The following is a 13,284-nucleotide window of genomic DNA, read 5'->3' on the forward strand; positions in this document are numbered from 1 at the left end:
GGCGAGACATCGTCTTTGAAACAATATGTTAGCGGTGCTCCGCTAGCTTGAGCCGCTGCACGATAGTCGCAGCCGCCCGCCCAATATGTAACACAATGCTACCCACCTCGATGCGACAAGCCTGCGCGACCACAGCCGTGGCGCTCGATGGAACGATGCCGCATAATCCGGCGACTTACTTTCGGGAGAACATGGGGAGGATTGGGGAAGCCAATGATCCCCGATGAATTCAATGGCTTACACTCTCTACGGCATCAAAGCGTGCGACACCATGAAGAAGGCCCGTACCTGGCTTGACGAAAAAGCCGTCGGCTATGCCTTTCACGACTACAAGACCCAGGGCATCGACCGCGACAGCCTGAACCGCTGGTGCGACGAACATGGCTGGGAAGTGGTCCTCAACCGCGCCGGCACCACCTTCCGCAAGCTGGACGACGTCAGCAAGGCCGATCTCGACCAGGCCAAAGCCGTCGAACTGATGCTGGCCCAGCCTTCGATGATCAAGCGCCCCGTGCTCGATCTCGGTGACCGCACCCTGGTTGGCTTCAAGCCCGACCTGTACGCCGCGGCACTGGCCTGAACCGCCTTCGCTTCAACCCCTTATTCGCATGAGGTAATTGCATGTCCACTACCCTGTTCAGCCTGGCCTTCGGTGTCGGCACCCAGAACCGCCAGGGCACCTGGCTGGAAGTTTTCTACGCCCAGCCCGTCCTCGCCCCGAGCGCCGAGCTGGTCGCAGCCATCGCGCCGATCCTCGGCTACGAAGGTGGCAACCAGGCCATTGCCTTCAGCAACGCCCAGGCCGCCCAGCTCGCTGAAGCCGTCAAGGGCGTAGACGCCGCCCAGGCCGCGTTGCTGACACGCCTGGCCGAAAGCCACAAGCCACTGGTCGCCACCGTGCTGGCCGAGGACGGCGCCCTGACCTCCACCCCGGAGGCATACCTGAAGCTGCACCTGCTGTCGCACCGCCTGGTCAAGCCGCACGGTGTGAGCCTGGCCGGCATTTTCCCGCTGCTGCCGAACGTCGCCTGGACCAACCAGGGCGCGGTGGACCTGAGCGAGCTGGCCGAGCTGCAACTGGAAGCGCGCCTGAAGGGCGAGCTGCTGGAAGTGTTCTCGGTGGACAAGTTCCCGAAGATGACCGACTACGTGGTTCCGGCCGGCGTGCGTATCGCCGACACCGCGCGCGTGCGCCTGGGCGCCTACATCGGCGAAGGCACCACCATCATGCACGAAGGTTTCGTCAACTTTAACGCCGGCACCGAAGGCCCAGGCATGATCGAAGGCCGCGTCTCCGCAGGCGTCTTCGTCGGCAAGGGCTCGGACCTGGGCGGCGGTTGCTCGACCATGGGTACCCTGTCCGGTGGCGGCAACATCGTGATCAAGGTCGGTGAAGGCTGCCTGATCGGCGCCAACGCCGGTATCGGTATCCCGTTGGGCGATCGCAACACCGTGGAAGCTGGCCTGTACATCACCGCCGGTACCAAGGTGAACCTGCTGGACGAAAACAACCAGCTGGTCAAAGTGGTCAAGGCACGTGACCTGGCCGGCCAGACCGACCTGCTGTTCCGTCGCAATTCGCTCAATGGCGCGGTGGAGTGCAAGACCCACAAGTCGGCCATCGAGCTGAATGAGGCGCTGCACGCCCACAACTGAGAACCTGCCCAGGTTTGAAGTGATAAGATCGGGGCTGACGTCGTGTCAGTCCCGATTTTTCATTCCAGGCCCCGCGATCATGTTCCAGCCCTCCCCCTGGCGTGCCGACTTCCCCGCCATCGCCGCCCTGCAACGCCAGCACCAGACCTACCTGGACAGCGCCGCCACCACCCAGAAGCCCCAGGCCCTGCTCGATGCCCTGAGCCACTACTACGGCCATGGCGCGGCCAATGTGCATCGTGCCCAGCACCTACCCGGTGCATTGGCGACCCAGGCCTTCGAGGCCAGCCGCGACAAGGTCGCCGCCTGGCTCAACGCCTCCGACTCCCGGCAGATCGTGTTCACCCATGGCGCCACCTCGGCCCTCAACCTGCTGGCTTATGGACTGGAATACCGCTTCGAAGCGGGCGACGAGATCGCCATCAGCGCCCTTGAACACCACGCCAACCTGCTGCCCTGGCAGCAGTTGGCGCGTCGCCGCAACCTGCGCCTGGTGGTGCTGCCACTGGATGAACACGGCCGCATCGACCTGGACCAGGCCCTGCAACTGATCGGCCCACGCACCCGCCTGCTGGCAGTCAGCCAGCTGTCCAACGTGCTTGGCACCTGGCAGCCATTGCCGGCCCTGCTCGCCCATGCGCGTGCCCAAGGCGCGTTGACCGTGGTCGACGGTGCCCAGGGCGTGGTGCATGGCCGCCATGATGTGCAGCAACTGGACTGCGACTTCTACGTGTTCTCCAGCCACAAACTCTATGGCCCTGAAGGTGTCGGCGTACTCTATGGCCGCCAGCAGGCACTGGAGCAAACGCATCATTGGCAGTTTGGCGGTGAGATGGTGCAACTGGCCGACTACCACAGCGCCAGCTTCCGTCCCGCGCCACTGGGCTTTGAGGCTGGTACGCCGCCGATCGCTGGCGTCATCGGGCTAGGGGCGACACTCGATTACCTGGCCAGCCTCGATGCCACGGCCGTGACCCACCACGAAACCAGCCTGCATCACTACCTGCTGCGTGGCCTGGGCGATCGCGAAGGCATTCGCATCCTGGGCACGCCACAAGCGGCCTTGGTGAGCTTTGTGGTGGAAGGTGTGCACAATGCCGATATCGCCCACCTGCTCACGGAGCAAGGCATCGCCGTACGAGCTGGCCATCACTGCGCCATGCCGCTGCTCCAAGGGCTGGGCCTGGAGGGGGCAATCCGCGTCTCCCTGGCTTTGTACAACGACAGCGACGACCTGCAGCGGTTCTTCGACGCCTTGGATCAAGGCCTGGAGCTGCTGCGATGAGCCTGCCCACTGCTGCCAGCCAAGCGCTGGAGCACTTCGAGCAAGCCCGGGGCTGGGAGCAACGAGCACGGTTGCTGATGCAGTGGGGCGATCGCCTGGAGCCGCTGACAGAGGCACAGAAGACCGAAGAGCATCGTGTGCACGGCTGCGAAAGCGTGGTGTGGCTGGTGGCCGAGCACAACGATGGCCAATGGCACTTCAAGGCCAGCAGCGACGCACGTCTGCTGCGCGGACTGTTGGCGCTGTTGCTGGTGCGGGTGCAGGGCTTGCCCAATGAGCAGCTGGCGCAGGTCGATCTGCGCGGCTGGTTTACCCAGTTGGGGCTGGAGCGCCAGCTCTCGCCGTCACGCAGCAATGGCTTGCATGCGGTGTTGCAGCGGATGGCCGAATTGGCGGCTTGCCCGTGATTCGGCGCTGCGCTCTTCGCGGGTGAACCCGCTCCCACAGGTTCTGTATTGCACTCAGACTTACCGCTGTGCCTGTAAACCCACAAAGGGTGCCTGGGGCCACCACAATCCGTCGCCCTTAGTTCCCACCAGGCGTCGGGGAGCGATCACCGGCTCACTCGGCCTTGACCCGCTCCGACGGCCGCCGAGCTCCGCCCACCAGTTTTTCCACCGCTTTGCTCGCCGCGACCATGCCGAAGGTCGCGGTGACCATCATCACTGCTCCAAAACCGCCCGAACAGTCCAGCCGTACGCCCTCGCCCACGAAGCTCTTCTGCAGGCACACGCTGCCATCGCCTTTGGGGTAACGCAGCTGCTCGCTGGAAAACACACAAGGCACGCCATAGTTGCGCGAGACGTTGCGCGAGAAGTTGTAGTCGCGCCGCAGGGTCGAGCGTACCCGCGAGGCCAGCGGGTCATTGAAGGTCTTGTTCAGATCGCCGATCTGGATCTGGGTCGGGTCGATCTGCCCACCCGCGCCACCGGTGGTGACGATGGAGATCTTGCGACGCCGGCACCAGGCGATCAACGCGGCCTTGGCCATCACACTGTCGATGCAGTCGATGACGCAATCGAGTTGCTCAGTGATGTACTCGATCATGGTGTCGCGGGTGACGAAGTCGGCCACCGCATGCACGGTGCACGCCGGGTTGATCGCCCGCAGGCGCTCGGCCATGACCTCGACCTTGGGCCGCCCGACCTGCCCTTCCAGGGCATGGGCCTGGCGATTGGTGTTGCTCACGCAGACATCGTCCAAGTCGAACAGGGTGATTTCGCCTACACCACTGCGGGCCATGGCCTCTGCGGCCCAGGACCCGACCCCGCCGATACCGACGATCGCCACATGGGCCTGGCGCAGGCGCTCCAAGCCTTGCTCGCCATACAGCCGGGCAACGCCGGCGAAGCGTGGATCTTCTGTGCTCATGCTCACCCCCTGAAAAAACGGCGCGCATTATATGCCAATGGGCCCGTCCCGGGGCTGTCGTGGCGCCCGATCGTGGTACCAGATTGCCCCCAGCCTGGGGCTGGTTAGTAAAGCCCCTACAAATCCTGCTTTAATATCCCACTAATCGCAGTGGTCCTGAGCAATAGCCGAGCGGCTTCAGAACTTCATCTCCAGCGGGAAATCCAAGCCGTTGCCCGCCCCGCTCACCTTCGGAATCTGAAACACCTATGTCATCACGCAAATTTGGTCTCAACCTGGTGGTGGTCCTGGCTATTGCCGCACTGTTCACCGGTTTCTGGGCACTGATCAACCGCCCAGTGTCCGCCCCCGCCTGGCCAGAGCAGATCTCAGGCTTCTCCTATTCGCCGTTCCGCCTGGGGCAAAGCCCGCAAAAGGGGCAGTACCCCAGTGACGAGGAGATCCGCCAGGACCTGGAGCAGATGAGCAAGCTGACCGACAGCATCCGCATCTACACCGTCGAGGGCACCCAGGCCGACATCCCGCGTCTGGCTGAAGAACTCGGCCTACGCGTCACCCTGGGCATTTGGATCAGCCCTGATCTGGAGCGCAACGAACGCGAAATCGCCAAGGCGATCGAACTGGCCAATACCTCCCGCAGCGTAGTCCGGGTCGTGGTAGGCAACGAGGCGCTGTTCCGCAAGGAGGTTACGCCCGAGGCGCTGATTGGCTACCTGGACCGGGTGCGCGCGGCGGTCAAAGTGCCGGTCACCACGAGCGAGCAATGGCACATCTGGAAGGAAAACCCGGAACTGGCCAAACATGTCGACCTGATCGCCGCGCACATCCTGCCCTATTGGGAGTTCGTGCCGATGAAGGACTCCCTGCAGTTCGTTCTCGACCGGGCCCGCGAGCTTAAGCATCAGTTCCCCCGCAAGCCATTGCTGCTTTCTGAAGTCGGCTGGCCAAGCAATGGCCGCATGCGCGGCGGTGCCGACGCGACCCAGGCCGATCAGGCCATCTACCTGCGCACGCTGGTCAATACGCTCAACCGTCGCGGCTACAACTACTTCGTCATCGAGGCCTACGACCAACCCTGGAAGGCCAGCGACGAAGGTTCGGTGGGCGCCTACTGGGGCGTGTACAACGCTGCGCGCCAGCAGAAGTTCAACTTCGAGGGGCCGGTCGTGGCCATCCCGCAATGGCGCGCCCTGGCGGTGGCGTCGGTGGTGCTGGCGATGATCGCTCTGACCGTGCTGTTGATCGATGGCTCGGCGCTGCGCCAGCGCGGTCGTACCTTCCTCACCTTCATCACCTTCCTGTGTGGGTCGGTGCTGGTGTGGATCGCCTATGACTACAGCCAACAATACAGCACCTGGTTCAGCCTGACCGTGGGCGTGCTTCTGGCTCTGGGCGCACTGGGCGTGTTCATCGTGCTGCTGACCGAAGCGCACGAATTGGCCGAAGCGGTCTGGATCCACAAGCGTCGGCGCGAGTTCCTACCGGTGCAAGGCGATTCGGCCTACCGGCCCAAGGTGTCGATTCATGTGCCGTGCTACAACGAGCCGCCGGAGATGGTGAAGCAGACCCTGGACGCCCTCGCGGCACTGGACTACCCGGACTACGAAGTCCTGGTGATCGACAACAACACCAAGGACCCGGCCGTCTGGGAGCCGCTCAAGGCGCACTGCGAGCGTCTGGGCGAGCGCTTCCGCTTCTTCCACGTCGCACCGCTTGCCGGCTTCAAGGGCGGCGCGCTGAACTACCTGATTCCTCATACGGCCAAGGACGCCGAGGTTATCGCGGTGATCGACTCGGACTACTGCGTCGACCGCAACTGGCTCAAGCACATGGTGCCGCACTTCGCCGACCCGAAGATCGCCGTGGTGCAGTCGCCACAGGACTACCGCGACCAGCACGAAAGCGCCTTCAAGAAGCTGTGCTACAGCGAATACAAAGGGTTCTTCCACATCGGCATGGTCACTCGCAACGACCGTGACGCGATCATCCAGCACGGCACCATGACCATGACCCGACGCTCGGTTCTGGAGGAGTTGGGCTGGGCCGAATGGTGCATCTGCGAGGACGCCGAGTTAGGGCTGCGGGTGTTCGAGAAGGGGTTGTCGGCCGCCTATGCCCACAACAGCTACGGCAAGGGCCTGATGCCCGACACCTTCATCGACTTCAAGAAGCAGCGTTTCCGCTGGGCCTACGGCGCGATTCAGATCATCAAGCACCACGCCGCCGCCCTGCTGCGCGGCAAGGGCAGCGAACTGACCCGCGGCCAGCGCTACCACTTCCTGGCCGGCTGGCTGCCGTGGATCGCCGACGGCATGAACATCTTCTTCACGGTCGGCGCCCTGCTCTGGTCGGCGGCGATGATCATCGTTCCGCAGCGGGTCGACCCGCCGCTGATGATCTTCGCCATCCCGCCGCTGGCGCTGTTCTTCTTCAAAGTCGGCAAGATCATCTTCCTCTATCGCCGTGCGGTGGGCGTGAACCTCAAGGACGCCTTCGCCGCGGCGCTGGCGGGCCTTGCGCTGTCGCACACCATCGCCAAGGCAGTGTTGTATGGGTTCTTCACCAGCAGCATGCCGTTCTTCCGCACCCCGAAGAACGCCGACAGCCATGGCTTGCTGGTGGCGATTTCGGAGGCGCGCGAGGAGCTGTTCATCATGCTGCTTCTCTGGGGCGCGGCGCTGGGCATCTATCTGGTCCAAGGCTTGCCGGGGGCAGACATGCGCTTCTGGGTGGCCATGCTGCTGGTGCAGTCGCTGCCTTACCTGGCGGCGCTGGTGATGGCGATGCTGTCGTCCTTGCCAAAACCTGGCGATGAGGCCGTCGAGGCCAAGGCGACCTGACTCCAATGCCTGGCCCAGGCTGCGCCCTGGTTCGCGGATAACTCCGCACCCGCAGGGTTGGCGGCGATCTCTGCCGGAGCGGCCCTTGTGTCGCGAAAGGGCCGCTCAGCGGCCCCATTCCCAGTGCCCGTCGTACTCGTTTGATATAAGATAACGCCCCTGTTTTCCCGCCCGCCTTGCCCCCGGAGTCCTTCATGACGGCCCCAGCCGAGCTTTCGCCCACCCTTCAACTGGCCTGCGACCTGATCCGTCGCCCCTCGGTCACTCCCGTCGATGCCGACTGCCAGGCCCGGATGATGCAGCGCCTGGGCGCCGTCGGCTTCGAGCTCGAACCGATGCGTATCGAGGACGTGGACAACTTCTGGGCCACCCACGGCAACCAGGAAGGCCCGGTGCTGTGCTTTGCCGGCCACACCGATGTGGTCCCAACCGGCCCCGTGCAAGCCTGGCAACATGAGCCCTTCGAAGCCCTGATCGATGCCGATGGCATGCTCTGCGGCCGTGGCGCAGCAGACATGAAAGGCAGCCTGGCCTCGATGGTGGTGGCCAGCGAACGCTTCGTGCGGGACTACCCGAACCACCGCGGCAAGGTCGCCTTCCTGATCACCAGCGACGAGGAAGGCCCGGCGCACCATGGCACCAAGGCCGTGGTCGAACGCCTGAAGGCGCGCAACGAGCGCCTGGACTGGTGCATCGTGGGCGAACCTTCCAGCACCAGCCTGCTGGGCGATGTCGTGAAGAACGGCCGTCGCGGCTCGCTCGGCGCCAAGCTGACCGTGCGCGGCAAGCAGGGCCACGTGGCCTACCCACACCTGGCGCGCAACCCGATCCACCTGGCCGCGCCGGCCCTGGCAGAACTGGCCGCCGAGCACTGGGACGAAGGCAATGCGTTCTTCCCGCCGACCAGTTTCCAGATCTCCAACCTCAACTCCGGTACCGGCGCCACCAACGTGGTGCCAGGCGAGCTGACCGCGCTGTTCAACTTCCGCTTCTCCACCGAATCCACGGTCGAAGGCCTCCAGGCGCGTGTGGCGGCGATCCTCGACAAGCATCAGCTGGATTGGAGCATCGACTGGGCATTGTCGGGCCTGCCCTTCCTGACCGAACCGGGTGAGCTGCTCGACGCGGTGTCTTCGAGCATCAAGGCCGTCACCGGCCGCGAGACCCAGCCGTCGACCAGCGGCGGCACCTCCGACGGCCGCTTCATCGCCACCATGGGCACTCAAGTGGTCGAGCTGGGCCCGGTCAATGCGACCATCCACCAGGTAGACGAACGCATCCTGGCCAGTGACCTCGACCTGCTGACCGAAATCTACTACCAGACCCTGGTACGGTTGCTCGCCTGATGCTCGCCTGCCCCCTCTGCCAGGCTGCCTTGACACGGCTCGACAACGGCGTCGCGTGCCCCGCCGGGCACCGCTTCGACCGCGCCCGTCAAGGCTACCTGAACCTGCTGCCGGTGCAGCACAAGAACAGCCGCGACCCAGGCGACAACCAGGCGATGGTCCAAGCCCGACGCGACTTCCTCGACGCCGGCCACTACGCGCCGGTCGCGCGACGCCTGGCTGAACTGGCCGCCGAACGCCATCCTGGCGCCTGGCTCGACATCGGTTGCGGCGAAGGCTATTACACCGCGCAGATCGCCCAGGCGTTGCCGCAGGCCCAAGGCTATGCGCTGGATATCTCCCGCGAGGCCGTCAAGCGCGCCTGCCGTCGCGCCCCCCAGGTGACCTGGATGGTCGCGAGCATGGCCCGCGTGCCTCTGCTCGATGCCAGCTGCCAGTTCATCGCCAGCGTGTTCAGTCCACTGGACTGGCAGGAGGCCAAGCGCCTGCTCAGCCCCGGTGGCGGTCTGATGCGGGTGGGACCGACCAGCGGCCACCTGATGGAGCTGCGCCAGGTGCTCTACGATGAAGTACGCCCTTACACCGATGATAAACACTTGGCCTTGGTCCCGGACGGCATGCATCACGCCCATGGCGAAGTGCTGGAGTTTCGCCTGAGCCTGGTCGAGCCCAAGGCCCGCGCCGACCTGCTGGCCATGACCCCCCATGGCTGGCGCGCCAGCGCCGAAAGACGCGCGCGGGTGATTGAGCAGCCCGAGCCGTTCGACGTGACGGTTTCCATGCGTTATGACTATTTCGTGCGCCAAGACTGAGCACACCCGGAGCCTTTTTATGCGCCAACCCGATATCGAGATCTACCTCAAGGACACCGACGTCGACCACAAGCAAGTGGCCGAATGGCTCAGCCAGGCACTGGGCGCTTGCAGCGAATGGCAGCAACGTGGCCAGACCTGGAAATGCATGGCCGGTAACATTCCGGTCACCTGGGTACCCAAGGCTGTGGGGAAATGGAACAGCCTGTTCCTCGAAAGCGACCAGACACCATGGGACGACGACATCGCCTGTGCTCGCGCCGCCTATGCGGCACTGGGCGTTGAAGTGCGCTGCGCGCCGGGCAGTTGGGCCGAGGAAGATGGTGAAGAAGATGCCGATCGCTGGATCCGCATCAGCGCCGACGGTGAACAGGAAATCACCTGGCGCACCCACTGACGTTTCTGGCGACAAGCTGCAAGCTCCACGGACAGCTTGCAGCTTGAAGCTTATCGCTTCAGACGGCGGTCACAGACCGACGACGTCCTCAGCCTGCAGGCCTTTCTGGCCCTGCACGAGTGCATATTCCACTTGCTGTCCCTCGACCAGGGTGCGATGCCCCTCACCGCGGATAGCACGATAGTGGACGAAGACATCCGCACCACCTTCGCGCTGAATGAAGCCATAACCCTTGGCATCGTTGAACCACTTCACATTCCCAGTCTCACGAGACGACATCTGAACTACTCCGGATTTTTATTTTGAAGATCGCCTTGCAAGCACGAGGTCACCACCTCGTGCCGACGCAGCTCGCAGAAATATCTTGCAAGCAGCGGACCGAGTATATGACACCGAACAAAAAAATTTCATGACTGGGCGTCGAATTGGCGAATTTTGCCGAACTTGCACAGATACGGCAGACTTACTGCCTCGAATGTCACTTAAAAATCTCACCCAGGGCACACACCCATGACCCGTTCCCCCCTGCGCCGAATGATCTTCGGCGCCTTGCGTCGCCTGTTGTACCTGTGGGTGCGCTCCGAGACCATCAACCAGTCGTCCCTGTCCCTCAAGCTCGACCGCAGTCGCCCGGTGTTCTATGCACTGCCTTCGCCCTCGCTGACGGACCTTGCCGTCGTCGATCGCGAATGCACCAAGGCGGGACTGCCACGTCCCGTGCTGCCTGTCACCGTCGGCTCGCTGCAAGAGCCTGCGGCCTTCTTCTACCTGACGCCTGACCCGGACTGGCTCGGCCGCCACGACAAACGCGGCGCGCCTCCGACCCTGGAGCGTCTGGTCGGCGCCGTAAGCCAGCACCCCGAGGAAGATGCGCAGATCATTCCGGTCAGCGTGTTCTGGGGCCAGTCGCCGGCCAGCGAGTCCAGCCCCTGGAAACTGCTGTTCGCCGACAGCTGGGCGGTCACCGGGCGCCTGCGCCGTTTGCTCACCGTGCTGATCCTGGGGCGCAAGACCCGTGTGCAGTTTTCCGCGCCGATCCACCTGCGCGAGCTGGTCCAGCACAACAAAGGCCACGAGCGCACCGTGCGCATGGCCCAGCGCATCATGCGCGTGCATTTTCGCAACCTCAAAACCGCCGTCATCGGCCCGGACATTTCCCACCGGCGCAACCTGGTCAAAGGCTTGGTCCATGACCCGTTGGTGCGCCAGGCGATCAGCGACGAAGCCGAGCGAGAGAAGATTCCCTACGCCAAGGCAGAAGCCCAGGCTCTGCGGTACGGCAACGAAATCGCCTCGGACTACACCTACACGGCGATCCGCTTCCTCGAGGTGGTGCTCAGCTGGTTCTGGAACAAAATCTACGACGGCATCAAGGTCAACCACATCGAGCAGGTTCAAGGCATCGCTCCGGGGCACGAGGTGATCTACGTCCCGTGCCACCGCAGCCATATCGACTACCTGCTGCTGTCGTACCTATTGTTCCGCAACGGCCTCACGCCCCCGCACATCGCCGCCGGCATCAATCTCAACATGCCGGTGATCGGCGGCTTGCTGCGCCGTGGCGGCGCCTTCTTCATGCGCCGGACCTTCAAAGGCAACCCGCTGTACACAGCGGTGTTCAACGAGTACCTGCACACCTTGTTCACCAAGGGCTTCCCGGTGGAGTACTTCGTCGAGGGCGGGCGCTCGCGCACCGGGCGCATGTTGCAGCCGCGCACCGGGATGCTGGCCATCACCTTGCGCAGCTTCCTGCGCTCATCGCGCACGCCGATCGTCTTCGTGCCGGTGTACATCGGCTACGAGCGCGTGCTCGAAGGCCGTACCTACCTGGGCGAGCTGCGCGGGGCGAGCAAGAAGAAGGAGTCGATCTTCGACATCTTCAAGGTCATCGGCGCCCTCAAGCAGCGTTTCGGCCAGGTCTATGTCAACTTCGGTGAACCGATCCGCCTCAACGCCTTCCTCGACCAGCAGCAGCCCGGCTGGCGCGAGCAGGCCCTGGGCCCGCAGTTCCGCCCGGCCTGGCTGAACGAAACCACCACCCGCCTAGGCGAGACCGTGGCCCGCCACCTGAATGAGGCGGCGGCGATCAACCCGGTCAACCTGGTGGCCCTGGCGCTGCTGTCCACCAGCCGACTGGCCCTGGACGAACGCGCCCTGACCCGGGTGCTGGACCTTTACCTGGCCCTGCTCCGCCAGGTGCCCTACTCGCCTCACACCACCCTGCCGGAGGGTGACGGCTCGGCCTTGATCGAGCATGTCAGGGGCATGGACCTGCTCTCGGAGCAAAACGACGCCCTGGGCCGCATCCTTTACCTGGATGAAGCCAATGCGGTGTTGATGACCTACTACCGCAACAATGTCCTGCACATCTTCGCCCTGCCGGCCTTGCTGGCAAGCTTCTTCCTGAGCAGCTCGCGCATGAGCCGCGAACTGGTCGGCCAGTACGTCAGGGCGCTGTATCCCTACCTGCAGGCCGAATTGTTCCTGCGCTGGACACCCGAGCAACTGGACGACGTCATCGACCCGTGGCTCGATGCGCTGGTGGGGCAAGGGCTGCTGCGCCTGGAGAACGGCGTCTACCTGCGCCCGGCCCCCAGTTCGCGGCAGTTCGTGCTGTTGACGCTGCTGGCACGGACCATCACCCAGACGTTGCAGCGCTTCTATATGGCCACGTCCTTGCTGCTCAACAGTGGCCAGAACACCCTGAGCGCCGAGGAGCTGGAAGACCTGTGTGTGATGATGGCCCAGCGCCTCTCGATCTTGCATGGCCTGAACGCCCCGGAGTTCTTCGACAAGACGCTGTTCCGCCATTTCATCCAGACCTTGATCAGCCAGGATGTGCTGCGCCCCGACAGTCAGGGCAAGCTGGGCTATCACGACAAGCTCGCCGAACTGGCCGAGGGCGTGGCCAAGCGTGTGCTGTCGGCCGAGTTGCGCCTTTCGATCCGCCAGGTGGCGCTGCATCGCGATGAATCGGTGGAATTGGCATCGGCCTGAGGCCGAATCAAGTCATGGGGTCGCTGCGCGGCCCTTTCGCGACATAAGGCCGCTCCTACAGCTGCATGGCGGCGCCAACGCTGAATCCTGCGGAAAAATCCGCTAAAGTCCTTGAGGTTGGCCAAAAGCCAACGCCAAGGACTCCGGAGATTCCATGAAAAAACGCTTCATGCTGTGTGGCGTATCCCTGCTCGCAGCCTGCACCAGCAACACCCCCTCCCACCAGGCCAGCCTGGATGGCGAAGTCTTCTATCTGCAGCGCATGGCCCTGCCGCCAGCGGCCACCCTCAGCGTGAGCCTGCAGGATGTCTCGCTGATGGACGCCCCCGCGGTGACCCTGGCCAACCAGGCCGGCCCAGTGAAGGGCAATGTCCCGCTGCCGTTCCACCTCACCTACGACCCTACCCAGATCAAAACCGGCCACCGCTATGCGGTCAGCGCGCGCATCGAACTGGATGGCAAGCTGCTGTTCATCAATACCGAGCACCACGGCGTGAACCTCGACGGCAGTGATCCGCAGCCTGTGCGCATCAAGGTCGACCCGGTGCGCTGAGCCCGCCCTCTCCCAGCTATAAGGAAA

General features: G+C 63.8%; 12 protein-coding genes. 10 read left to right on the plus strand and 2 right to left on the minus strand.

The features are described from left to right. Nucleotides 1-232: 232 nt before the first annotated feature. The 4 genes from IEC33019_RS18150 to IEC33019_RS18165 all read left to right on the plus strand — a co-directional run bounded on the left by IEC33019_RS18150 (nucleotide 233) and on the right by IEC33019_RS18165 (nucleotide 3,348). The gene (locus tag IEC33019_RS18150; RefSeq protein ID WP_099593823.1) at nucleotides 233-580 is read left to right on the plus strand and encodes an ArsC family reductase; all 348 of its coding nucleotides are present in this window, start codon (nucleotides 233-235) and stop codon (nucleotides 578-580) included. A 41-nt stretch (nucleotides 581-621) separates the two neighbouring features. Then, nucleotides 622-1,656 (plus strand): 2,3,4,5-tetrahydropyridine-2,6-dicarboxylate N-succinyltransferase, encoded by a 1,035-nt coding sequence (dapD, locus tag IEC33019_RS18155; RefSeq protein ID WP_043208895.1) that lies wholly within the window; start codon nucleotides 622-624, stop codon nucleotides 1,654-1,656. A 79-nt stretch (nucleotides 1,657-1,735) separates the two neighbouring features. Next, nucleotides 1,736-2,941, plus strand: coding sequence for a cysteine desulfurase (locus IEC33019_RS18160; protein ID WP_070094136.1), 1,206 nt, complete (start codon nucleotides 1,736-1,738; stop codon nucleotides 2,939-2,941). Continuing rightward, complete coding sequence (locus tag IEC33019_RS18165; RefSeq protein WP_070094137.1) at nucleotides 2,938-3,348, plus strand: SufE family protein; 411 nt, start codon at nucleotides 2,938-2,940, stop codon at nucleotides 3,346-3,348. Before IEC33019_RS18160 ends, IEC33019_RS18165 begins: the two co-directional genes overlap by 4 nt. Before the next feature lie 154 nt (nucleotides 3,349-3,502). Here the strand turns inward: IEC33019_RS18165 and tcdA are convergent, their stop codons facing one another. Continuing rightward, on the minus strand, nucleotides 3,503-4,312 hold the full coding sequence (gene tcdA / locus IEC33019_RS18170; RefSeq protein WP_070094138.1) for a tRNA cyclic N6-threonylcarbamoyladenosine(37) synthase TcdA: 810 nt from the start codon (nucleotides 4,310-4,312) through the stop codon (nucleotides 3,503-3,505). 248 nt (nucleotides 4,313-4,560) lie between these two features. On the opposite strand from tcdA, the gene IEC33019_RS18175 reads away from it, so the two are divergent. From IEC33019_RS18175 to IEC33019_RS18190, 4 genes are all read left to right on the plus strand, one after another. After that, nucleotides 4,561-7,152, plus strand: a complete 2,592-nt coding sequence (locus tag IEC33019_RS18175; RefSeq protein WP_070094139.1) for a glycosyltransferase — start codon at nucleotides 4,561-4,563, stop codon at nucleotides 7,150-7,152. 194 nt (nucleotides 7,153-7,346) lie between these two features. Beyond that, nucleotides 7,347-8,498, plus strand: coding sequence for a succinyl-diaminopimelate desuccinylase (gene dapE, locus IEC33019_RS18180; protein WP_070094140.1), 1,152 nt, complete (start codon nucleotides 7,347-7,349; stop codon nucleotides 8,496-8,498). Beyond that, nucleotides 8,498-9,310, plus strand: a complete 813-nt coding sequence (locus IEC33019_RS18185; protein WP_070094141.1) for a putative RNA methyltransferase — start codon at nucleotides 8,498-8,500, stop codon at nucleotides 9,308-9,310. Before dapE ends, IEC33019_RS18185 begins: the two co-directional genes overlap by 1 nt. 19 nt (nucleotides 9,311-9,329) lie before the next feature. Then, the gene (locus IEC33019_RS18190) at nucleotides 9,330-9,707 is read left to right on the plus strand and encodes a hypothetical protein (RefSeq protein ID WP_070094142.1); all 378 of its coding nucleotides are present in this window, start codon (nucleotides 9,330-9,332) and stop codon (nucleotides 9,705-9,707) included. 69 nt (nucleotides 9,708-9,776) lie between these two features. Here IEC33019_RS18190 and IEC33019_RS18195 read toward each other — a convergent pair whose 3' ends face one another. Beyond that, nucleotides 9,777-9,986: a cold-shock protein gene (locus tag IEC33019_RS18195; protein WP_011535295.1), complete on the minus strand. Its 210-nt coding sequence runs from the start codon at nucleotides 9,984-9,986 to the stop codon at nucleotides 9,777-9,779. Between the two features lie 231 nt (nucleotides 9,987-10,217). Here IEC33019_RS18195 and plsB point away from each other — a divergent pair, with 231 nt between their 5' ends. Together plsB and IEC33019_RS18205 are read left to right on the plus strand one after the other, a co-directional pair. Beyond that, on the plus strand, nucleotides 10,218-12,704 hold the full coding sequence (gene plsB / locus IEC33019_RS18200; protein WP_070094143.1) for a glycerol-3-phosphate 1-O-acyltransferase PlsB: 2,487 nt from the start codon (nucleotides 10,218-10,220) through the stop codon (nucleotides 12,702-12,704). Between the two features lie 154 nt (nucleotides 12,705-12,858). Then, nucleotides 12,859-13,257: a YbaY family lipoprotein gene (locus IEC33019_RS18205; protein ID WP_070094144.1), complete on the plus strand. Its 399-nt coding sequence runs from the start codon at nucleotides 12,859-12,861 to the stop codon at nucleotides 13,255-13,257. The last annotated feature ends 27 nt before the right edge of the window (nucleotides 13,258-13,284 follow it).

The sequence above is a fragment of the Pseudomonas putida genome (assembly GCF_002741075.1).
Taxonomy (GTDB): domain Bacteria; phylum Pseudomonadota; class Gammaproteobacteria; order Pseudomonadales; family Pseudomonadaceae; genus Aquipseudomonas; species Aquipseudomonas putida_T.

Excerpts from the sequence above, each read along its gene's own strand:
- IEC33019_RS18150 (WP_099593823.1), top strand. The coding sequence starts at position 233 with ATGGCTTACACTCTCTACGGCATCAAAGCGTGCGACACCATGAAGAAG.
- dapD (WP_043208895.1), top strand. The coding sequence starts at position 622 with ATGTCCACTACCCTGTTCAGCCTGGCCTTCGGTGTCGGCACCCAGAAC.
- IEC33019_RS18160 (WP_070094136.1), top strand. The coding sequence starts at position 1,736 with ATGTTCCAGCCCTCCCCCTGGCGTGCCGACTTCCCCGCCATCGCCGCC.
- IEC33019_RS18165 (WP_070094137.1), top strand. The coding sequence starts at position 2,938 with ATGAGCCTGCCCACTGCTGCCAGCCAAGCGCTGGAGCACTTCGAGCAA.
- tcdA (WP_070094138.1), bottom strand. The coding sequence starts at position 4,312 with ATGAGCACAGAAGATCCACGCTTCGCCGGCGTTGCCCGGCTGTATGGC.
- IEC33019_RS18175 (WP_070094139.1), top strand. The coding sequence starts at position 4,561 with ATGTCATCACGCAAATTTGGTCTCAACCTGGTGGTGGTCCTGGCTATT.
- dapE (WP_070094140.1), top strand. The coding sequence starts at position 7,347 with ATGACGGCCCCAGCCGAGCTTTCGCCCACCCTTCAACTGGCCTGCGAC.
- IEC33019_RS18185 (WP_070094141.1), top strand. The coding sequence starts at position 8,498 with ATGCTCGCCTGCCCCCTCTGCCAGGCTGCCTTGACACGGCTCGACAAC.
- IEC33019_RS18190 (WP_070094142.1), top strand. The coding sequence starts at position 9,330 with ATGCGCCAACCCGATATCGAGATCTACCTCAAGGACACCGACGTCGAC.
- IEC33019_RS18195 (WP_011535295.1), bottom strand. The coding sequence starts at position 9,986 with ATGTCGTCTCGTGAGACTGGGAATGTGAAGTGGTTCAACGATGCCAAG.
- plsB (WP_070094143.1), top strand. The coding sequence starts at position 10,218 with ATGACCCGTTCCCCCCTGCGCCGAATGATCTTCGGCGCCTTGCGTCGC.
- IEC33019_RS18205 (WP_070094144.1), top strand. The coding sequence starts at position 12,859 with ATGAAAAAACGCTTCATGCTGTGTGGCGTATCCCTGCTCGCAGCCTGC.